The organism is Streptomyces sp. NBC_00224 (assembly GCF_041435195.1).
Lineage (GTDB): Bacteria > Actinomycetota > Actinomycetes > Streptomycetales > Streptomycetaceae > Streptomyces.
Genome location: NZ_CP108106.1, coordinates 1,958,076 through 1,977,059, shown reverse-complemented (window position 1 = coordinate 1,977,059; position 18,984 = coordinate 1,958,076). Strand labels below are relative to the sequence as shown.

The 18,984-nt window shown below is 72.1% G+C and carries 18 protein-coding genes and 1 pseudogene; 10 read left to right on the top strand and 9 right to left on the bottom strand.

What is annotated here, in order from left to right:
- Window positions 1-47: 47 nt before the first annotated feature.
- A complete protein-coding gene (locus tag OG965_RS08805; protein ID WP_371650899.1) occupies window positions 48-1,631 on the bottom strand; it encodes an alkaline phosphatase in 1,584 nt (527 codons plus the stop codon).
- Between the two features lie 278 nt (window positions 1,632-1,909).
- On the opposite strand from OG965_RS08805, the gene OG965_RS08800 reads away from it, so the two are divergent.
- Entirely contained in the window at window positions 1,910-2,323 is a 414-nt protein-coding gene (locus OG965_RS08800) for a VOC family protein (protein ID WP_371650897.1), read from the top strand.
- Window positions 2,324-2,325: 2 nt separating this feature from the next.
- Here the strand turns inward: OG965_RS08800 and OG965_RS08795 are convergent, their stop codons facing one another.
- Window positions 2,326-3,867, bottom strand: a complete 1,542-nt coding sequence (locus OG965_RS08795; RefSeq protein WP_371650895.1) for a PLP-dependent aminotransferase family protein — start codon at window positions 3,865-3,867, stop codon at window positions 2,326-2,328.
- On the opposite strand from OG965_RS08795, the pseudogene OG965_RS08790 reads away from it, so the two are divergent.
- Window positions 3,858-4,271: pseudogene (locus OG965_RS08790) on the top strand (EamA family transporter); the annotation flags it as partial. The gene OG965_RS08795 and the pseudogene OG965_RS08790 sit on opposite strands and share 10 nt — an antisense overlap.
- 531 nt (window positions 4,272-4,802) lie before the next feature.
- Here OG965_RS08790 and OG965_RS08785 read toward each other — a convergent pair.
- On the bottom strand, window positions 4,803-5,633 hold the full coding sequence (locus OG965_RS08785) for an alpha/beta fold hydrolase (protein WP_371650893.1): 831 nt from the start codon (window positions 5,631-5,633) through the stop codon (window positions 4,803-4,805).
- Window positions 5,634-5,819: 186 nt separating this feature from the next.
- Here OG965_RS08785 and sigJ point away from each other — a divergent pair, with 186 nt between their 5' ends.
- The gene (gene sigJ, locus OG965_RS08780; RefSeq protein ID WP_371650891.1) at window positions 5,820-6,728 is read left to right on the top strand and encodes an RNA polymerase sigma factor SigJ; all 909 of its coding nucleotides are present in this window, start codon (window positions 5,820-5,822) and stop codon (window positions 6,726-6,728) included.
- A gap of 250 nt (window positions 6,729-6,978) precedes the next feature.
- Entirely contained in the window at window positions 6,979-7,740 is a 762-nt protein-coding gene (locus OG965_RS08775) for a GntR family transcriptional regulator (RefSeq protein ID WP_371650889.1), read from the top strand.
- A 279-nt stretch (window positions 7,741-8,019) separates the two neighbouring features.
- Here OG965_RS08775 and OG965_RS08770 read toward each other — a convergent pair whose 3' ends face one another.
- From OG965_RS08770 to OG965_RS08760, 3 genes are all read right to left on the bottom strand, one after another.
- On the bottom strand, window positions 8,020-9,177 hold the full coding sequence (locus OG965_RS08770; protein ID WP_371650887.1) for an ROK family transcriptional regulator: 1,158 nt from the start codon (window positions 9,175-9,177) through the stop codon (window positions 8,020-8,022).
- Between the two features lie 88 nt (window positions 9,178-9,265).
- Window positions 9,266-9,916 (bottom strand): response regulator transcription factor, encoded by a 651-nt coding sequence (locus OG965_RS08765; RefSeq protein WP_190091369.1) that lies wholly within the window; start codon window positions 9,914-9,916, stop codon window positions 9,266-9,268.
- A 4-nt stretch (window positions 9,917-9,920) separates the two neighbouring features.
- On the bottom strand, window positions 9,921-11,093 hold the full coding sequence (locus OG965_RS08760) for a sensor histidine kinase (RefSeq protein WP_371650885.1): 1,173 nt from the start codon (window positions 11,091-11,093) through the stop codon (window positions 9,921-9,923).
- Between the two features lie 107 nt (window positions 11,094-11,200).
- On the opposite strand from OG965_RS08760, the gene OG965_RS08755 reads away from it, so the two are divergent.
- The 5 genes from OG965_RS08755 to OG965_RS08735 all read left to right on the top strand — a co-directional run bounded on the left by OG965_RS08755 (window position 11,201) and on the right by OG965_RS08735 (window position 14,678).
- Entirely contained in the window at window positions 11,201-12,214 is a 1,014-nt protein-coding gene (locus OG965_RS08755) for an ABC transporter ATP-binding protein (RefSeq protein ID WP_371650883.1), read from the top strand.
- A 3-nt stretch (window positions 12,215-12,217) separates the two neighbouring features.
- Window positions 12,218-12,964 carry an ABC transporter permease gene (locus tag OG965_RS08750; RefSeq protein ID WP_371650881.1) on the top strand — a complete coding sequence of 249 codons (747 nt, stop codon included), beginning with the start codon at window positions 12,218-12,220 and terminating at the stop codon, window positions 12,962-12,964.
- Between the two features lie 37 nt (window positions 12,965-13,001).
- Window positions 13,002-13,439 carry a hypothetical protein gene (locus OG965_RS08745; protein WP_371650879.1) on the top strand — a complete coding sequence of 146 codons (438 nt, stop codon included), beginning with the start codon at window positions 13,002-13,004 and terminating at the stop codon, window positions 13,437-13,439.
- A 106-nt stretch (window positions 13,440-13,545) separates the two neighbouring features.
- On the top strand, window positions 13,546-13,947 hold the full coding sequence (locus OG965_RS08740; protein WP_371650877.1) for a hypothetical protein: 402 nt from the start codon (window positions 13,546-13,548) through the stop codon (window positions 13,945-13,947).
- A 146-nt stretch (window positions 13,948-14,093) separates the two neighbouring features.
- Window positions 14,094-14,678: a hypothetical protein gene (locus OG965_RS08735; RefSeq protein WP_371650875.1), complete on the top strand. Its 585-nt coding sequence runs from the start codon at window positions 14,094-14,096 to the stop codon at window positions 14,676-14,678.
- A 66-nt stretch (window positions 14,679-14,744) separates the two neighbouring features.
- On the opposite strand, the gene mug is transcribed toward OG965_RS08735, so the two are convergent.
- The 3 genes from mug to OG965_RS08720 are packed head-to-tail and all read right to left on the bottom strand — an operon-like array spanning window position 14,745 to window position 17,663.
- A complete protein-coding gene (mug, locus tag OG965_RS08730; RefSeq protein ID WP_371650873.1) occupies window positions 14,745-15,302 on the bottom strand; it encodes a G/U mismatch-specific DNA glycosylase in 558 nt (185 codons plus the stop codon).
- A gap of 31 nt (window positions 15,303-15,333) precedes the next feature.
- The gene (gene purB, locus OG965_RS08725; protein ID WP_371650871.1) at window positions 15,334-16,776 is read right to left on the bottom strand and encodes an adenylosuccinate lyase; all 1,443 of its coding nucleotides are present in this window, start codon (window positions 16,774-16,776) and stop codon (window positions 15,334-15,336) included.
- A gap of 59 nt (window positions 16,777-16,835) precedes the next feature.
- Window positions 16,836-17,663 (bottom strand): SGNH/GDSL hydrolase family protein, encoded by an 828-nt coding sequence (locus OG965_RS08720; RefSeq protein ID WP_371650869.1) that lies wholly within the window; start codon window positions 17,661-17,663, stop codon window positions 16,836-16,838.
- Between the two features lie 65 nt (window positions 17,664-17,728).
- On the opposite strand from OG965_RS08720, the gene OG965_RS08715 reads away from it, so the two are divergent.
- Window positions 17,729-18,772, top strand: coding sequence for a maleylpyruvate isomerase family mycothiol-dependent enzyme (locus tag OG965_RS08715; protein ID WP_371650867.1), 1,044 nt, complete (start codon window positions 17,729-17,731; stop codon window positions 18,770-18,772).
- Window positions 18,773-18,984: the final 212 nt, after the last annotated feature.

The window sequence follows — 18,984 nt, the reverse complement described above, 5'->3', positions numbered from 1 at the left end:
TGCCCTACACCGTCACCGACGCCTGCCCCGCAGCCGACCGTACGTCGCTACTGGCCCACCAGCCCCGGCCTGAGCACCTTGGTGAAGAGTACCGAACCGCCCTGGGCGCGCAGTCGCACCGTCAGTTCGCCGCTGCCGCCGTCGATCTCGATCTCGCCGAAGTTCGGCGGGGTCTCCATCGGGGAGGCGTTGGCCTTCGCCGGCGCGTGGACGAAGACCCGGTCGGGGCCGAACGTCGCGTCGAGCGCGTTCGCCGGGAACCCGCCCGCGGCGAGCGGCCCCGACACGAACTCCCAGAACGGGGCGAAGTCCTTGAACGCGGCCCGCGACGGCTCGTAGTGCTGGGCCGCCGTGTAGTGCACATCGGCCGTCAGCCACAGCGTGCCGGTGATCCGGCGGTGCTTGATGAACCGCAGCAGCTCGGCGATCTGGAGCTCGCGCCCGAGCGGCGCGCCCGGGTCGCCCTGCGCCACGGCCTCGAAGTCGGCCGGGCCGTCGGCGACGACCAGCCCGAGCGGCATGTCGGCGGCGATCACCTTCCACACCGCCCGGGAGCGCGCGAGCTCCCGCTTCAGCCACTCCAGCTGCTCCGCGCCGAGGATGCCCACGGTGTCGTCGGCCTGCCGCCCGGGGGAGTTGGCGTTGCGGTACGTACGCATGTCGAGCACGAACACGTCGAGCAGCGGCCCGTGGCGCACCACCCGGTGCACGCGCCCCTCCCGGCTGCCCGGCCGCAGCGTGGAGACGGGGAAGTACTCGCTGAAGGCCCGCAGCGAACGGGCGGCCAGCACGTCGACGTTCTTCTCGGTGTAGCGGGCGTCGTCCAGGATCTGCCCCGGGTACCAGTTGTTGCGCACCTCGTGGTCGTCCCACTGGACGATGGAGGGCACCTGCGCGTTGAACCGCCGTACGTTGTCGTCGAGCAGGTTGTAGCGGAAGTTGCCCCGGTACTCAGCCAGTGTCTCGGCGACCTTGGACTTCTCCTCCGTCGTGATGTTCCGCCAGACCCGGCCGTCGGGCAGCGTCACGCTGGGCAGGATCACCCCGTCCGCGTAGATGTTGTCTCCGCTGGACAGGAAGAAGTCCGGGTTGAGCTGCCGCATCTCGTCGTAGACGCGGAAGCCGCCGATGTCCGGGTTGATGCCCCAGCCCTGTCCGGCGATGTCGCCGGACCACAGGAAGCGCACATCCTGGTGGCGCGAGGCGGGCGCCGTGCGGAACGTGCCGTACACCGGCTTGCCGGTACGGCGCGGGTCGTCGGGGTCGGCGAGGGTGACCCGGTAATGGATCTGCTCACCGGCCGGCAGGCCGCGCAGCTGCGTCGTACCGGTGAAGTCGGTGCCCGGTCCGAGCAGGGGGCCCTGCCATCTGCGCGGGCGGCGGAACGATTCGGTGGCGGAGGTCTCCACGACCATCCGGGCCGGCCGGTCGGCCCGGGCCCAGACGAGCCCCGACGACGCGGTGATGTCACCGGCCTGCACACCCCAGTCGGCGCTCGGCCGCCCGGAGAGCGCCAGCGCGGGCGCGGCCGTGGCGAGCCCGACGGGCAGGGCGAGGCCCGCCGACGCGGCGAGTGAACCCTTCAGTACGGTACGGCGGTTGGGCGAGGGGATCCGAGGGCGGTACGGCATCGAGGCGCCTCCAGGAGCGGCGTGGTGAGGTAGGGCGGTGTGGTCCGGTGCGTGCGGATCCGTGCCATGCCTACTGCCCGGCTGCGGCGCGGGCGCGAACCCCAGGTGAACAACCGGATGTTGGCCCTGGGGCGCTCGGCCGGGGACGGCCGGACCAGGACGAGCGGCGTAGGACCAGGGAACGATCGACCGGGTGATCTTCGTTGGGTACCTTGCGGTACGGGCCTCCGTCGCGGCGGCCCCGGACAACAGCCATGGCGAAAGCACAGGGGGCTCCCATGCCGGTCGGAGGCCGTTCACACATCCGCATCGCCCGTCCGTCGCGCGATCTGGCCGCGGCGGAGCGCTTCTGGGTCGAGGGCCTGGGCCTCGACGTGGTGTGGCGGCACGACGCGGAGAGCACAGCCCCCGGCGAGCACGCGCTGCTGATGGTCGGCTGGCCCGACGCCGACTGGCATCTGGAGCTGATCCACGAGTCGGCCGCTCCGGTCGAGCCCCGGCCGACCGAGGAGGACCTGCTGGTCATCTACGCGGACGAAGAAGTTCCGCAGGACCTGGTGGACCGCCTGGAGGCATACGGCGGCAAGCGGGTGCAGTCGCCCAACCCGTACTGGAACGAGTGGGGCGTGACGATCGAGGACCCCGACGGGTACCGCTTGGTGCTCTCCATACGGGGCTGGGCCAACGCCTGATGTCAGCCCGGCCCGACTCCTGAAGCGGTTCGGCCCGGCGCCTGTGAAATAGCGGGTACGGCACCGGCGAGGAGCCGCACCCCGCGCGCGATGTCGGACGGCGTCAGATGGGCGTACCCGAGCACCAGCGCGACGCCGTCGCCCACTTCGGTGCCCGCTCCCGCCTCGGTCCCGCGTGAGCTTTCGGTCCCGCGCGAGCTGTAGTACGAGAGCGGGCGCACGGCCACGCGCGCGTGGGCGGCGCGTGCGAGGAGGCGGCGCTCCGGGCCGTACCGCGCGGGCAGCCGGGCGATGATGTGCAGTCCGGCCGCGATGCCGCTCACCTCGGTGCCGGGGAAGTGCTCGCGGAGCGCGCCGACCAGCGCGTCCCGCCGCTCCCGGTAGGCGCGTTGGCACCGGCGCAGCTGACGGTCGTACGCGCCGCTGGTGAGGAAGTCCGCGAGCAGCGCCTGGTCGAAGGCGGGGTTGCCGAGGTCCATGGTGCGCTTGCGGGCGACGATCGCGCCCGTCAGCCGCTCCGGCGCGAGCAGCCACCCGAGCCGCAGCCCGGGGGCGAGCGACTTGCTCACCGACCCGGTGTACGCCACGTGTTCCGGGTCCAGTCCCTGGAGAGCCCCGACCGGAGCCCGGTCGTAGCGGAAGTCACCGTCGTAGTCGTCCTCGACGACGAGCCCGTCCACCGCCCGCGCCCAGTCCAGGAGTTCGGCCCGCCGACGCGCGGAGTAGGCGATTCCGGAGGGGAACTGATGAGCCGGAGTCGTCACCGCGACCCGTACCCCGCTCGCGTACAGCGGGCCCGTCGCCAGGCCCTCCTCGTCGAGCGGCAGCAGCCGGGTCCGTACGCCGGTGGCCGCGAACAGCGCGGTGTGTTCGGGGCTGCCGGGGTCCTCGACGCCCACGGTCCGCTCGCCCCGCTCCCCGAGCACGAAGCCGAGGAGCGTCGTCGCCTGGGCCACCCCGGAGCACACCACGATCCGCTCGGGGTCGGCGACCACCCCGCGCCGCCGGGCGAGCAGCGCGGCCAGCGCGGTCCGCAGCTCGGGCAGCCCGCGTGGGTCGGGATAGCCCAGCGCCCGGTGCGGCAGCCGCTCCAGGACGGCCTTGTGCGCGGCGGCCCAGGCGGCGCGCGGGAACAGCGACAGGTCCGGGGTCCCGGGCAGGAAGTCGACGAGGGCGCCCGGATCGCGCGGAGCCAGATCACGCGCGCGTGGCGCGTCGGCGGCGCGCGCCGCCCCGCCCACCCAGGTGCCCGAGCCCCGGTCGCTGCGCAGATAGCCCTCGGCGGTGAGCTGCTCGTACGCCTCGGTGACAAGGCCGCGCGAAACCCCGAGGTCGGCGGCGAGCTCACGGCTCGACGGCAGCCGCGTCCCGGCCGCGAGCCGCCCCGACCGCACGGCCTCCCGGAACGCCGACTGGAGCATTCTGCCCCGCTGCCGGGCAGGCGCCGCGGCGGCCGGAAGCAGCAGTTCCCAGGCCGCGTTCCACGACGGCGGCGCGTCGCGGCCCTCCGGTACGGAGGGCGAAGTGGTCCCCGATGGCGTCATGGAAGTGGACCTTAAACAAGGCCACCGTGCTGCCTAGCGTCGGGCCCATGAACGTGTCACAGCTGCGGGGCGCGGCGCTCGCCGCCGTCGCCTGCTTCCTCGTCGGCGGATCCTTCACCGCCAACAGCGTCCTCGGCGACTATCCGCACGCGGGCGGCCAGGCCCTCCGTTACGGCCTCGCCTGCCTGTTGCTGCTCCCGCTGCTCGGCCGGGGCGGCACCGCGCCGCTGCGCGGCCTCGGCGGGGCGCAGTGGGGCAGGCTCGCGCTGGTCTCCGCCGTCGGCATGGTGGGCTTCAACCTGGCGGTGCTGGCCGCCGAACGCACAGCCGAGCCCGCCGTCCCCGGTGTCTTCGTCGGGTGTGCGCCAGTCGTGGTGGCGGTCCTCGTGCCGCTGCTCGACGGACGGCGGCCCACCCGGCCGGTGCTCTACGGAGCGCTCCTGGTGGCGGCCGGAGCCTTCACCGTGCAGGGATGGGGCCGTACCGACGCCGTGGGCATCGCCTGGTCGGTGGGCGCGCTGGTGGGCGAGGTGGGGTTCGCGGTGCTCGCGGTTCCGGTGCTGCGACCGCTCGGCCCCAAGCTGCTCTCGGCGGCCGTGTGCGGCGTCGCGGCCGTCGAGTCCGCCGCGCTCGCCCTCGTACTGGACGGCTGGGCGGCGCTGCGGCTGCCCGACGCCACCGAGACGGCGGCCCTGGTCTGGCAGGCCTCCGTCGTCACCGTGGTCGGATTCGTCTGCTGGTACGTGGGCGTGCAGCGGATCGGTGCCGAACGGGCGACGCTCTTCTCCGGCCTCATCCCGGTGTCGGCCGCGCTCACGGCCCCGCTGGTCGGCGCCGGAGCGTATGGCACGGCGCAGGCGGCGGGCAGTGCGCTGGTCGGTGCCGGGGTCGCGCTGGGCGCCGGGGTGCTGGGCCGGCGCCCGAAGCGCATCGGTTCAGCGGCTGGTGTCGAGGATGACGCGCGCGACCAGGGCGGGGTCGTCGTTCATCGGGACGTGGCCGCAGCCGGGCAGCCGCACCAGCCGGGCGCCGGGGAGGGTGTGCTTGGCGCGGATCCCCTGACGGCGCAGCAGCAGCCGGTCCTTGGCGCCCCAGGCGACGGTGACCGGAACTCCGGTCACGTCGTCGGTGAACCGGACCGCGATGCCGGCGGCCAGGGTCTCGTCGAAGCCGGTGGCGTCGCGCAGCGCGAGCGTCTCGGCGACGACGGCCTCGGGTGAACGGCGCCCGGGGCGCGCGTAGATGGTGCTCGTGAGCGCCGCACGCCCGGCCGAGCTCCGGGACATCCGCTCGATGACCGGCAGCGGCAGCAGCCTCGCCCCCCGCCGCATCGCGGTCAGTGTCGCGAAGGCGTAGCGGCGCTCCGCCGGGGTCCAGAACCCGGCGGGGGAGAGGGCCGTCACCGACCGTACGAGCTTCTCGCGCCCCAGCTCCAGGGCCAGCAGCCCGCCGAGGGAGTTGCCTGCCACATGCGGCCGTTCGATGCCCAGCTCCTCGCAGAGCGCGCCCAGCGTCGGCACGACCGTCCGCAGGTCGTACGAGGTGCCCTCGGGCAGCGCCGGGGACTCGCCGAAGCCGGGCAGGTCCACGGCGATGACGTCGCGCTCGGCGGCCAGGAGGTCGAACACCGGGTCCCATGCCTGGCGGTGGTGGCCGATGCCGTGCAGCAGGAGCAGCGGATCGCCGGAACCGGCCCGCCGGTAGGAGACGGTGACGGTGCGGCTGCCCCGGGGGGAGCCGATCGTGAAGGAGACCTCTTCGGCCATGCTGCTGCTCCCGGTCGTGGACGGACGGCGCCGCGCGGGCGACGGTAGACACCCTGTCAGCAACAATTACCCTTCGGTAGCTTGGAGTTCAAGAGGCGGGTCCCGGACACCGCGCGAGGGGCGAAGAATCGAACAGCACGGGTTCTCCTTCTGGACAGCCGGTTGCCGGTCGGCTGGGATGGGGCGGTGACTGCCGCCGCCGACGTCGAGATCTTCGAAGTCCACAGGTCCGTCCTCACGGGCGTGGCCTACCGCATGCTGGGCCGCGTGGCCGACGCCGAGGACGTGGTGCAGGAGGCATGGCTGCGCTGGTCGGCGCAGGACCGCAATGGCGTGCGCGACCCGCGGGCGTTCCTCGTACGGATCACCACCCGGCTCGCCATCGACCGGCTCAGACAGATCCAGGCGCGCTGTGAGGCGTACATCGGACCCTGGCTGCCTGAGCTGATCACGACTGATTTCGGGCCCGCCGTACCGGATACGGTCGAACAGGCCATGCTGGCCGATTCCGTCTCGCTCGCCGTTCTGGTCGTCCTCGAATCGCTCTCGCCGCTGGAGCGGGCGGTGTTCGTCCTGCGTGAGGCGTTCGGCTTTCCGTTCGCGGAGATCGCGGCCGCCCTGGACCGCTCGGAGCCCGCCGTGCGCCAACTCGCGGGGCGCGCCCGGCGCCACGTCGACGAGCGCAAGCCGCGCTATGACGTCGACCCCGCCCACCGCCGCGACCTCACCGAGCGGTTCATGGCCGCCGCGGGCGGCGGTGACCTGGACTCCATGCTCTCCCTGCTCGCCCCCGACGTCCGTTTCATCGGGGACAGCGGCGGCAAGTCCAAGGCCCCGACGCGGATCATCGAGTCCGCCGACAAGGTCGGACGCTTCCTGTACGCGGTGTCGCAGGAGGGCGGGCCCGAGGGCGACTTCCGCATCACGGAGATCAACGGCGGCCCCGCGGTGCTGGTCCTCTACGACGGCAAGCCGGACAGCGTCCTGCAGCTCGACGTCCTCGACGGCCGCATCCACTGCGTCTACGTCGTACGGAACCCGGACAAAATGACCGCACTCGTCCGCGAGGAGTGCGTGGACCAGTCGCCCTGTTAGCCCCACGCGCCCCAATAGTCACCACTTCGTGCCCGGATCCGGGCACGGAGTACTTTGCTGCGCCCTGCTCACGGGACCGCGAACGTCGTGTGAACGCTCTGGGCCAGGGGTCGGATTCGTTCCGTAACGGAACGAGGATTGGTCTTGACCAAGGGGGTGTGCCGCCCTATGGTCGCAGAGTTAGTGCAGGAACCTTTAATAAACAAGGGCGCAGAAAAGCCGCCGGGGCACGGCGATTGCGGAGGACAGGGTGGGGACCACGCAGCTGGAAACGGTGCCGGAGCCGAAGTACTGGCACCTCAAGACCGTGCTGAGCGAGGCGCTCGACTCGGACTTCGCGGTGGGAGAGATCCTGCCCAACGAGCGTGAACTGGCCGCCCGTTTCGGCGTCGCGCGCGCCACGCTCCGCCAGGCTCTGGAGCAGCTCGAACTCGAAGGCAGGTTGCAGCGCCGCCGCGGCGTCGGCACGACCGTCGCCCCGCCGCGCGTGGGCGTCTCCGTCGGCGCCGAACAGCACGACTGGCCCGGCACCGCCGGTGACGCCTGGCAGTCCGCCGACTGCGCCGTCGCCACCCCGCCGCTCGCGGTCGTCCGGCTCTTCGACACCGAGCCGCTCGAAGAGGTGCACACCGTCCGCCGGATCCGCACCACGCACGGCCAGCCCGTCGCCGCCGAGCTGCTCTATGTACCGGCGTCTTCCGTGCCGGACCTCACCGCGATCGACGCGCCGTCCGGACCGGCACGCGCGCGCAGCGTGCTGCGCGAGCTCCAGCGCCTCGACCTGGAGGGCCAGGACCGCGCGGTCGAACTCGGCTCGGCCCGCGCCGACGACGCGAAGGAGCTCGACCGGCTGCCGGGCGCGCCCGTTCTCGTCGTGACCACGCGCTACTTCTCCCTCGGCCGGACCGTCGCCGTCTCGGTGGCGACCTACCGCGCCGACACCTGCCGCCTCACGTTCGGCGACTCGGGCGACCTCCAGATCAGCCACGACGGCCACCGCCAGGCCTCCTGACCCCTGCGCGCCCCGCTTTTCGATACGGCCCGCCGCTCTACGAGTGGCGGGCCGTTCGCGTTGGGGACGGGACGGGACGGGGCGGGGCGGGGCGGGACCGGGCGGGTGAGGGGCTGGGGCTCGGACTGGCGTCGGCGCCGGCCGACTTTCGCTTCCGAGGCCGGAGGCCGGGGGCGTGTCCGGCCCGGCGTCCCGGGCGCCTCTGCCTCATAGCCCGGAATGGCGGGACCCAGCCCTGTCGTGCTCCCGGGCCGTAGCAGCCCCGCACGCCCGGCCCGCTCAGCGGCGAGCCGTGACCGTTCCCTCGACCGCGAACAACTGCTCCTCGACATGGTCGAGTGCGAGGCGCAGCGCACCGGTCGCCACCGCCGCCTCCCCGAGCAGGGAGAGGGTCACGCGCGGTGGCCGCAGGCAGTACCGCGCCAGCTCCTGACGCAGGGGATCGAGCACACCGTCGATCCCCGCCGCCCAGCCGCCGACGACCACCAGCTCCGGGTCGAGCGCGAGCACCAGGGCCGCCACATCGTGGACCAGCCGCTGGATGAACCGCTCGACCGCCTCCTGCGCACCGCTGTCGCCCTGCTTGGCCAGCGCGAACACATCGGCGACCGCCTGCTCGTCCAGCGGGTGCAGTGGCTCCCCGGTCGTCGACAGCAGCTTCTCCGGCGTCACATCACGGCCCAGCAGATGCAGCGCCCCGATCTCGCCCGCCGCGCCGCCGAACCCCCGGTGCAGCCGCCCGCCTATCAGCGACCCGGCTCCCGGGCTCAGCCCGGCCATGACGAAGACGATGTCGTCGGAGTCGGTCGCCGCGCCCTTCCAGTGCTCGGCCACGGCCGCCGCGTTGGCGTCGTTCTCGACCAGCACCGGGCAGCGGAACGACCGCCGCAGCCGCTCGCCCAGGGCCAGCCCGGTCCATTCGGGCAGCGCCGTCCCGAGCCGAACGGTGCCGTCGGCCTCCACTATGCCGGGGCTGCCGACACCGACCGCACGGAGCGAACTGCGCGCCACCCCGGCCCGCCGCAGCAGATCGGCCACCGTCGCCCGGACCTTCTCCAGACGTTCATCGGCGGAGGCCGTCTCCGACACCTCGCGCGACCCGGCGCCCACGATCCGCCCGTCGAGCCCGGACAGCAGCGCCGCCACCCGGTGCGGGCCGATCTCGATGCCCAGCAGATGGCCCGCCTCGGCCCGGAACCTGAACCGGCGCGCGGGGCGCCCCTGACGGCGAGCCTCGCCCTCCTCGGGAGCCGACTCGACGACGAGTCCGCCCTCCATGAGCCCCTCGACCACACCCTCGACCGTCGGCCTCGACAGACCGGTGATCCGGGTCAGATCGGTCAGAGTGGGAGATTCCGCCCCACGCAGTGCATGGAGAACCACCGCGGAATTGATCCGCCGCAGCAGAGAGGGATCCCCGCCGGTCAGCCGCCCCAACGTGTGTCCTCCCAGCTCGTACGCGTGTCTGCCGGATCGTACTCGCTGGTCAGGTATACGGCGAGTGGCGGATGGTCACGGAGACGCATCAGCTCGGAGCCACGAATCCCGACTCGTACGCCGCGATCACCGCCTGGGTCCGGTCCCGGGCGCCCAACTTGGCCAGGACGGCGCTGACATGCGTCTTCACCGTCTCGGTGCCGACGATCAGCCGGGCGGCGATCTCCGCGTTGGAGAGCCCGCGCGCCATCAGCCGCAGAACGGCCGCCTCCCGCTCGGTGAGTGCCGCCTTGTCCAGCGCCGCCCGTGCGTCCCGGTTGCCGTACTCGGCCGCGAGCGAACGGACCGCCGCCGGGAACAGCAGCGATTCGCCCTCCGCGACGAGCCGCACCGCGTGCACGATCTCGGCGGGCCGGGCCCGCTTCAGCAGAAACCCATCGGCACCGGCCCGTAGAGCCTCGTACACGTACTCGTCGTTCTCGAACGTTGTGACCACCAAGATCTTCGGCGGATCCTGCACCGTGCGCAGCACCGCCCGAGTGGCCTCTATCCCGTCGAGCAACGGCATCCGGACATCCATCGCCACCACATCGGGGCGCAGCCGGCGCACCAGCGGGATGACGGCGGCGCCATCGGCGGCCTCACCCACCACCTCGATGTCGGGCTGGGCCTCCAGTACGGCACGCAGACCCGCACGGACCAGGGGTTCGTCGTCGACGAGAAGAACGGTAACCGGCATCCGGTCAGCGTAGGCCGTCCAGCGGTAGCCGGACGCGCACCCTCCATTCCCCCTCCTGTGGACCCGACCGGGCCTCGCCGCCCAGCAGTGCCGCCCGTTCGCGTATGCCGCGCAGACCGCTGCCGCCCTGCATCTTGGGCATCGAACCCGCCAGCGGATTCGTCACATCGAGCTCCAATCGCTCTCCCAACACAGCTATCCGCACCCGCACGGGCACGGGTCCCGAGTGCCGCAGCACATTGGTCAGTGCCTCCTGGAGGATCCGGTACCCCTCCCGGGAGACCGGACCCGGCACCAAGGCCAGCGGGCCGCTGAGCTCGGACTCCACCTTCGCCCCCGATGCCCGCGCCGATTCGAGCAGCCGGTCGGCCTCGTCGAGCGTCGGCCGCTGCCCCACCGGCCCCCCGCTCTCGCGCAGCACGAGCAGTACGCGCTCCAGGTCGTCCAGCGCCGCCCGGCCCGTCTCCTCGATCGCGGCCAGCGCCCGGGCGGTGAACGCCGGGTCGCCCGCCGCCCGGGCAGCGCCGGCCTGCACCACGGCGACGGTCAGCGCGTGCCCGATCGAGTCATGAATCTCGCGGGCGATCCGATTGCGTTCGAGCAGCCGCTCGGTCCGCTCCTCCAGCGCGGTCAGCCGCTCCTCTTTCGACGGGCCGAGCAGCCGCCGGGCGATGGCGGCATCCAGCTCTCCGAGGGGCGCGACACAGCCGAGCATGAGGAGAACGGGCAGCGGAGCCAGTGCCGACCACCACCAGTGCGGTGCCGGGCCGCGCAGGAGGGGAAGGTCGCTCGTCCCGTGGCCCACGGAGGCGCTGACCAGCTCGTAGGCGACTATGGGGAGCCATACCGATATCACCATGGTCACCAACGCGAGCGCCAGCCGTATCTCCAGCCACATCACCGTCCGCCAGCGCTCGCCCCAACTGGCCGATGGCGCCGCGGAGACGGTCGCGTCATGCCGGCCCCGCTCCTTCGGCACGACGAGCAACTGGACCTGTATCCCCTCGGCCAGGCGCACGGCCGGTATCAGCCCTATCAACAGCAGGGCGAGAAAGGGGACATAAGGCTTTTCCATATCGATGAACAGCCAAATGCCGTACACCGCGACGGGCATCGACAGATGCAGCCATCGCGTGTACGTCACGGAGCGACCCAGCGGGCGGAGAAAGCGGAACATGTCGCCATCGTGCCAGCGTCCCGATCACCGCGGCTCCCCCGCACGGGGGAGACGATCCCCACGCACGGGGGAGGCCCGGGACCTGCCGCGACGGCGAATGTTGAGACATGACCAGCATCGACGTCCAAGAGCTCACCAAGGAGTACGGAACCACCCGTGCCGTGGACCGCCTGACATTCAGCGTGCAGCCCGGCCAGGTCACCGGCTTCCTCGGCCCCAACGGCGCCGGCAAGTCCACCACCATGCGGCTCGTCCTGGGCCTGGACCGGCCGACTTCGGGAACCGCCACTATCGGCGGGCGCCCGTACGCGGAATACGGCGAACCGCTGCGCCACGTCGGCGCACTGCTCGACGCCCAGGCCGCGCACGGCTCGCGCACCGCACGGAACCATCTGCGGGCTCTGGCCGCCAGCAACCGAATACCGGCCCGGCGCGTGGACGAGGTGCTGGAAGAGGCGGGTATCGCCCGGGTCGCGAGCCGACGCATCAAGACCTTCTCCCTCGGTATGCGCCAGCGGCTCGGGATCGCCGCGGCGCTGCTCGGAGACCCCGCGGTGCTGATCCTCGACGAGCCCTCCAACGGTCTCGACCCGGAAGGGATCATCTGGATAAGGGAGTTGATGCGAGGGCTTGCCCGTGAGGGCCGAGCCGTCCTGGTCTCCAGCCATCTGATGAACGAGACCGCTTCGTTCGCCGACCACCTGGTCGTCCTCGGCCGGGGACGGCTACTGGCCGACACGCCCATGCAGGACTTCATCGACTCGCGCATTCAGCCGCGAGTGCGTCTGCGGACCACCGAAGGCGGCCGCCTGCGCACCCTCCTGACGTCACGGGGCTTCGCACCTGTCCAGGGCGAGGACGGCCGCTGGATCGTCGAGGGTGCCCGGGTCGAGGATGTGGGTCCGATCGCCGCGGCGGAAGGCATCCCGATCCTCGAACTCGCGACGGAGGAGGCAACGCTGGAGCAGGCCTATCTCGACCTCACGGCAGACGAGGCGGAGTTCGCGTCCGTTTCGTCGGGCAGCACCGGCCGTCCCACCCTTCCCAGCGGTTCCGCCCCTCCCCGCCAGTCAGCCCATTCTGACCGTTCTGTCCGTTCGACCACCGACCAGGAGGTATGAGCCGTGTCGTTCCCCGCAGTTCTCCACGCCGAGTGGATCAAGGTCCGCTCGCTGCGGTCCCTCGTCGGCTCGCTGATATCGGTGTTCCTGACGACAGCCGGGCTGACCATCCTCGTCTGCGCCACGCTGGGCCGCCCGGAGCCCGACAGCACCGACTTCGACCCCGTCCTGTTCTCCTACTACGGCCTGAACTTCGGGCAGATGGCGGCGCTCACCTTCGGGGCGATAGCGATGGCCGCGGAGTACAAGAACGGGGGGATACGCGTCTCGCTCGGCGCCGTGCCCAACCGGGGGCTGTTCTACGGAGCGAAGCTGGCCGTGATCGGCGGTCTTGTCTTCGCCGTCGGCTTCGTCACCAGTCTGACCTCGTTCCTGTCCGGCCAGGCGCTCATGGACAAGGGGTTCGGCAGGGGCATTGGTGATCCTGGAGCGCTACAGGCGGTGGTCGGCTGCGCCCTCTACCTCGCCCTGCTCAGCCTGCTGGCCGCGGGCCTCGCGGCCCTGCTGCGCAGTGTCACCGGCGCGATGAGCATCCTCGTACCGTTGTTCCTGATCGTGCCCTTCGTGGTCGGGGACGTATCGCAGGGCGGCGGTGCCGCGGACTTCCTGCCGGACCGGGCCGGCCGGCAGATCCTGCTGCTCCACCCGGAAGGACCGTTGGGGGCCTGGAGCGGTATGGCGGTGCTCGTGGGGTGGAGCGGGCTGGCCGTGGTGGCGGGCTGGTGGGCGCTGCGGCGGCGGGACGCCTGAGAGGCCAATTGTCAGTGGCGGCGGGTTTACTGACTGCATGACCACCGCACGGCATCTCGAAGTCATCGATCTGCTGCGCGTCCGCGACTTCCCCGCGGAGCGCGGCCGGTCGGGGGCGATCACCAGCGGACCCGGCTACCACCTGGTGGAGCTCAGCACCAGCGAGGACTTCTGGGACGACGACGGCGGCAGACGCGTCGAAGTGGAAGAGCAGTACGAAGCGGAGTGCGAGGCCCTGGCCGAGCTGCTGAGCGAGCGGTGGGGCGCGGCGCAGATGTTCAGCCTCTGGAGCGTGCTGACCCGGGGCATGGAAGGAGAGGAGATAGCCGAGCCATGGGGCGAGCTGAGCAACAGCGTCCCGTACCTCCACCTCTGGCGGGCGGACCGCCACTGGGTCGCCGTCGGGGTCTCGCAGTGGGACACGGAACTGGAGTTCCAGCTGATGGCGGTGGTGACGGAGGTCGATCCGCCGTGACGCCGTAGGAGGCCACGGCGGGGCCGCCGGGTGACGGGGCGGTGGGCCGACGTGGCGTAACGTCCTGGGGCGTCGCCGTCTCTTGCCGGCGGGTGAGGAGATCGTGATGACGTACGCAGTGGCGGATCTGGGCGGCGGGACGACGGAAGTGTCCGTCGTGGCGGACGGCGTGGTGCAGATGACCGGCTACGCGGGCGGTGGTGAGGCGTCGGTCGGCGAGTTCACCCCCGCACAGGCCCGGGAGCTGGCAGCGGCGCTGGTACGGGCGGCGGACGAAGCGGAGAACCTGGCGCCGAGCGAGCCCGTGTCGGTCAAGGCGCAGGACCTGCGGCGCGGTGATGTACGGGACGGCGACCGGTCGATGACCGTGGACCGCGTCAAGGTGGACGGGGCCATCTCGACGGCGCACGTCACCTGGAAGTCGGACGCGGGCCGCACCTGGACGCAGAGCTATGCCATGGACACGGACATCCGCCTGCGGAGGCGGGGGCCGCAAGCAGCGGGGTGAGGGAAGGGGGTGGGCCGGGGCGGTGCTCGGGGGCTCGGCGGTGTTGGGCGGAGGCTCGGTGGCCGTGCCACGTAAGTCGGATGCGGCTCGATCGGGGCGGGACCTAATCTCGCCGGATGAGCGGTTTCGCGACACATCGTCAACGGGTGCATGACACGCGGCTGTCGGCGCGTGCGCGGCACGCGAGCCTGCGGACGTGTGTGGTGATGTTCGCGCCGTACGGGTTCCGGGCGACCTACCACCATCTGTGCCGTAGCGCGGGGGTGCCCGCGCGGCTGGAGTCCGATCCGGGTGCGCTGGTGCGGGCGGTCGAGGAGTTGCAGACGGCCCGGGTCCTGTGGCTGGAGGACGAGGCGGCGTATGTGGCGCGGCGTCGGAGGGAGAAGGCGTCCGGGCGGAGGGACACTCGGGCGGACGGGAGTTGGCGGGACGTCGGACGGGGGAGCGGCGGGAGTCTTGTCCACTGTCCCGACCCTGGATTCCATCCCACCGAGCCCCTGCCGGTAGTGGCGGAGCGTGTCCTTGGCTCCACGCTCGTCCCTGGGGAAGCCCCGGCGTGCCGGGCGTGTGTGGGGAACAACGGGGTGGTGCGGTGGTTCAACGGCCGGGAGGTGTACGAGCTCTGCCGGGTGTGCGGGGTCGCGCTGGACTCGCGTGATGCCGAGCCCGACCCGGTGGTGCTGCAGGCGGGCCACGAGCGCTGGGCCAGGATCTGGGGCCGCACGCTCTAGACCGGGGCAAGGTGCCGATACGCCGGGCTGCTGGCTGCTGGCTGCTGGCCGCCGGGCTGTCGGTGGTCAGGCGGTGGCGGTGTCTGTGTCGGCTTCCGCAGCCGCTCGGAGTCGGCCGTACTCCTCGGCCATCGTCTGGGCCGTCCAGTGGGCGTTCAGACCGCTGGGGTTGGGGAGGGCCCAGACGCGGGTCTCGCCGATGGTGCGGGTCTGGGGGCCTATCCGGGCCTTGCGGTCGTCGAAGGCGGTGCGGTAGGCGGTGACGCCGACGACGGCGAGGTAGCGCGGGCGGAGTTGTTCGACCTTGGCGGTGAGGATGCGGCCGCCCTCGCGGAACTCCTCGGGGCTCAGCTCGTCGGCTCGGGCGGTGGCCCGGGCGACGACGTTGGTGATGCCGAGGCCGTAGGTGAGCAACTCGTTCTGCTCCCAGGGCTTCAGCTGGCGCGGGGTGAAGCCCGAGAGGTGCAGGACCGGCCAGAAGCGGTTGCCCGGCCGGGCGAAGTGGTGGCCGGTGGCGCCGGACATCAGGCTCGGGTTGATGCCGCAGAAGAGCACGGACAGGCCGCCCGCGGCCACGTCGGGGATGACGTTGTCGCGAGCGGCCTGGAGTTCCTCAGGAGTCATGGGAAGACCCGTGGAAGGGGGGTGGGCCCGGTCAGAGGATCGAGCCGGGGGTGTACGCGGCGGCGGTCGGGTGCTGCTTGACGATCGCCTCGATACGGGAGACCAGAACGGCGACCTGGTCGCCCGCGGCGCCGGTGAAGGACAGCTTGTCGGCCATCAGGGCGTCGAGCTGGGCGCGGTCGAGCGGCATGCGGTCGTCGGCGGCCAGCTTGTCGAGGAGTTCATTGCGCTCGGCGCCCTGCTCGCGCATGGCCAGCGCGGACGCGACGGCGTGCTCCTTGATGACCTCGTGCGCGGCCTCACGGCCGACCCCGGCGCGCACGGCCGCCATCAGCACCTTGGTGGTGGCGAGGAAGGGAAGGTAGCGGTCCAGCTCGCGGGCCACGACGGCGGGGAAGGCGCCGAACTCGTCGAGCACGGTGAGGAAGGTCTCAAGCAGGCCGTCGAAGGCGAAGAACGCGTCGGGCAGCGCGATGCGGCGGACGACCGAGCAGGAGACGTCGCCCTCGTTCCACTGGTCACCGGCGAGCTCGCCGGTCATCGAGGCGTAGCCGCGCAGGATGACCATCAGGCCGTTGACGCGCTCGCAGGAGCGGGTGTTCATCTTGTGCGGCATCGCGGACGAGCCGACCTGGCCGGGCTTGAAGCCCTCGGTGACCAGCTCGTGTCCGGCCATCAGCCGGATCGTCTTGGCGACCGAGGAGGGGGCGGCGGCGAGCTGCACCAGGGCGGTCACGACGTCGTAGTCCAGCGAGCGCGGGTAGACCTGACCGACGGAGGTGAAGGCGTGGGCGAAGCCGAGGTGCCCGGCGATGCGCTGTTCGAGCTCGGCGAGCTTCGCGGCGTCGCCGCCGAGCAGGTCGAGCATGTCCTGGGCGGTGCCCACCGGGCCCTTGATGCCGCGCAGCGGGTAGCGCGCGAGCAGCTCCTCCAGGCGGCCGTAGGCGACGAGCAGCTCGTCGGCGGCGGTGGCGAAGCGCTTGCCCAGGGTGGTGGCCTGCGCCGCGACGTTGTGCGAGCGGCCCGCCATGACCAGCTCCGCGTACTCGCCGGAGAGCTTGCCGAGCCGGGCCAGGACCGCCACGGTCCGGTCGCGCATCAGCTCAAGGGAGAGCCGGATCTGGAGCTGCTCGACGTTCTCGGTCAGGTCGCGGGAGGTCATGCCCTTGTGGACCTGCTCGTGTCCGGCGAGGGCGTTGAACTCCTCGATCCGGGCCTTCACATCGTGGCGGGTGACCTTCTCGCGCTCGGCGATCGACGCGAGGTCGACCTGGTCGAGTACGCGCTCGTAGTCGGTGAGGGCGGCGTCCGGCACCTCGATCCCGAGGTCCTTCTGCGCGCGCAGCACGGCGAGCCAGAGCTGACGCTCCAGCTTCACCTTCTGCTCGGGGGACCAGAGGACGGCCAGCTCCGTGGAGGCGTAGCGGCCGGCCAGGACATTGGGGATGCGAGGCTTCGCAGACACAGCAGTCACGTGACCAGATTCTACTGGCGATTTCTGCAGGCCAGCGCCCCGGCCCGGTTTGTGGCTTGCTACGAGAGCGCGGTCACGTCGCCGGACGCCGTCCCCGGCTCCCCGTCCGCCTGTGGGGTCGTGTCGTACGGCAGGAGCTCCGGGCGCTTCGCCGGGCGGCCGTCGCCCGAGGACCTGCCGGTGAGGCGGCGGCCGATCCACGGGGCGAGGTGCTGCCGGGCGAACCGCGCGTCGGCCACGCGGCGCGTCGCCCAGCGCGGCTGCGGCCCGCGCGGCAGCGGGGCGAGCCAGTCGTCCTCGGCCGGGAGCCCGAGCTTCTGCCAGACCGCCTCGGCCACCCGGCGGTGGCCCTCGCCGGTCAGATGGAGGCGGTCGACGTCCCACAGGCGCGGATCGCCGAGCACGGCCGCGCCGTACAGGTCGACGACGAGCGCGCCGTGCTTGGCGGCGAGGCCTTCGATGTGCGAGAAGAGCTCTTCCATACGGGGGCGGAAGCGTTCCATCACCGGGCCGTTGCGGCCGGGGCTGCGCATCAGGACGAGCCGGCCGCAGGACGGCGCCAGTTTCTCGACGGCCTCGGTGAGGTGCCCGCGCACCCTGTCCATGTCGTACTTGGGCCGCAGGGCGTCGTTGAGGCCGCCCACCAGGGTCACCACGTCCGCCCGCATCGCGGCCGCGGGCTCGACCTGCTCGTCGACGATCTGGCCGATGAGCTTTCCGCGTACGGCGAGATTGGCGTAACGGAAGCCGGGCGTCCGGGCGGCGAGCCGGGCCGCGAGCAGATCCGCCCAGCCGCGGTAGGAGCCGTCGGGCAGGAGGTCGGACATGCCCTCGGTAAAGGAATCGCCGATTGCGACAAAGCTTGTGTAGCTGGCATTCATCTCCATGGCGGAGTGATCGTACCGCGCGGTAGTGTCACGCGGTCCGGGTGGAGACGGCAAGGGGGAAGCGGATGAGCGAGGCGCTCGAACAGGCGCTGGCGGAGGCGCTGGCGGGGCTGGTCACCGCGGTGGACACCTGCGAGGACGACGTGCTCGACCCCGACACCGCGGTGAAGTGGCTGGAGGGCAGCGCGTACGTCCTGGACCGACTTGCTCCGGCGGACCGACGGCGGCTGGCCGCGCTGTTCCGTGCGGCCGCGCTGCGCGAACCGGCCGGGCCCTGGCGCGACGACCTCCTCAAGGTCGGCGACGGCTTCGGGCTCGACGAGGACCAGCACGAGCTGTACTGCGACGCGGTCGAGGCGCACGTGCGGCGGTTCGTCGAGACCGTGCGGGCCGTCGATCCCGCGACCGAGGTGCCAGGCTGCCCGGGCTGGACCTTCGCCGACCTCACCCGCCACCACGGCACCACGCACCGCTGGATCGCCCATCTCGTACGCCATCGGGTCACCGAGCGTGTCTGGTCGCGGGACGTGCCGCTGGAGCTGCCGGACGAGGAGGAGGACTGTCCGGACTGGCTGGCGGCCGCGGCCGAGGAGTCGCTGAAGGTACTGCGCTCGGCCGACCCCGAGACCCCGATGTGGTCGCCCGGCGCCGACCAGCACGTCCGGTTCTTCGCCCGGCGGCTGCTCTTCGAGGCCGTGGTGCACCTCGCCGACGCCGAGCTGGCGCTGGGGCGCACGCCGCGCGTCGAGGCGTGTACGGCGGCCGACGGCATCGAGGAGTTCCTGGAGAACCTGCCGTTCCTCGGGCGGCTCGCGGAGCCCGCGGCCGCGCTCGGCCGCGACGGCGCGTTCCTGCGGCTGCGCGCCACCGACACGGGTGCCGCCTGGACGGTCGTCCTCGGCGGCGGGAGCGGTTTCCGGTGGGAGAACGCCGCACACGGCGCGAGCGGGTCCGACGCCTCTGGGGGCGACGCCACCGTCACCGTCGAGGGCGCGGCGGGCGAACTGCTGCTGCTCGTGTACGGGCGCCGGGCGCCCGGCGACGAGGAGTTCACGGTCACGGGCGAGCGCGAGGCGCTCGACGCGTGGCTGGCCGCGACGTCGCTCTGACCCGCCGCTCGTACCCGGCAGCCCGCCGCTTGTACTCGGCGGGCTCGTACCCGCCGACGGCGTCGGCTGCGGCTCATGACACGTCCCCTGGGCGAACTCGGCCGATCCCCGCCGCGCGGGCCCTGTCGGCGCGGGGCGTTACGCGGTATGCCAGGAACACCTCAACTCCGCTGACCTGAACTCCGCTCACGTCACATCCCGTACCCTCAACT

What these genes read in the sequence shown, in the direction of transcription:
- OG965_RS08795 (WP_371650895.1), bottom strand. Translation starts at nt 3,867, where the DNA reads ATGACGCCATCGGGGACCACTTCGCCCTCCGTACCGGAGGGCCGCGAC.
- OG965_RS08745 (WP_371650879.1), top strand. Translation starts at nt 13,002, where the DNA reads ATGACCACCGCACGGCATCTCGAAGTCATCGATCTGCTGCGCGTCCGC.
- OG965_RS08765 (WP_190091369.1), bottom strand. Translation starts at nt 9,916, where the DNA reads ATGCCGGTTACCGTTCTTCTCGTCGACGACGAACCCCTGGTCCGTGCG.
- OG965_RS08800 (WP_371650897.1), top strand. Translation starts at nt 1,910, where the DNA reads ATGCCGGTCGGAGGCCGTTCACACATCCGCATCGCCCGTCCGTCGCGC.
- OG965_RS08715 (WP_371650867.1), top strand. Translation starts at nt 17,729, where the DNA reads ATGAGCGAGGCGCTCGAACAGGCGCTGGCGGAGGCGCTGGCGGGGCTG.
- OG965_RS08805 (WP_371650899.1), bottom strand. Translation starts at nt 1,631, where the DNA reads ATGCCGTACCGCCCTCGGATCCCCTCGCCCAACCGCCGTACCGTACTG.
- OG965_RS08720 (WP_371650869.1), bottom strand. Translation starts at nt 17,663, where the DNA reads ATGGAGATGAATGCCAGCTACACAAGCTTTGTCGCAATCGGCGATTCC.
- OG965_RS08785 (WP_371650893.1), bottom strand. Translation starts at nt 5,633, where the DNA reads ATGGCCGAAGAGGTCTCCTTCACGATCGGCTCCCCCCGGGGCAGCCGC.
- OG965_RS08740 (WP_371650877.1), top strand. Translation starts at nt 13,546, where the DNA reads ATGACGTACGCAGTGGCGGATCTGGGCGGCGGGACGACGGAAGTGTCC.
- OG965_RS08760 (WP_371650885.1), bottom strand. Translation starts at nt 11,093, where the DNA reads ATGTTCCGCTTTCTCCGCCCGCTGGGTCGCTCCGTGACGTACACGCGA.
- OG965_RS08755 (WP_371650883.1), top strand. Translation starts at nt 11,201, where the DNA reads ATGACCAGCATCGACGTCCAAGAGCTCACCAAGGAGTACGGAACCACC.
- mug (WP_371650873.1), bottom strand. Translation starts at nt 15,302, where the DNA reads ATGACTCCTGAGGAACTCCAGGCCGCTCGCGACAACGTCATCCCCGAC.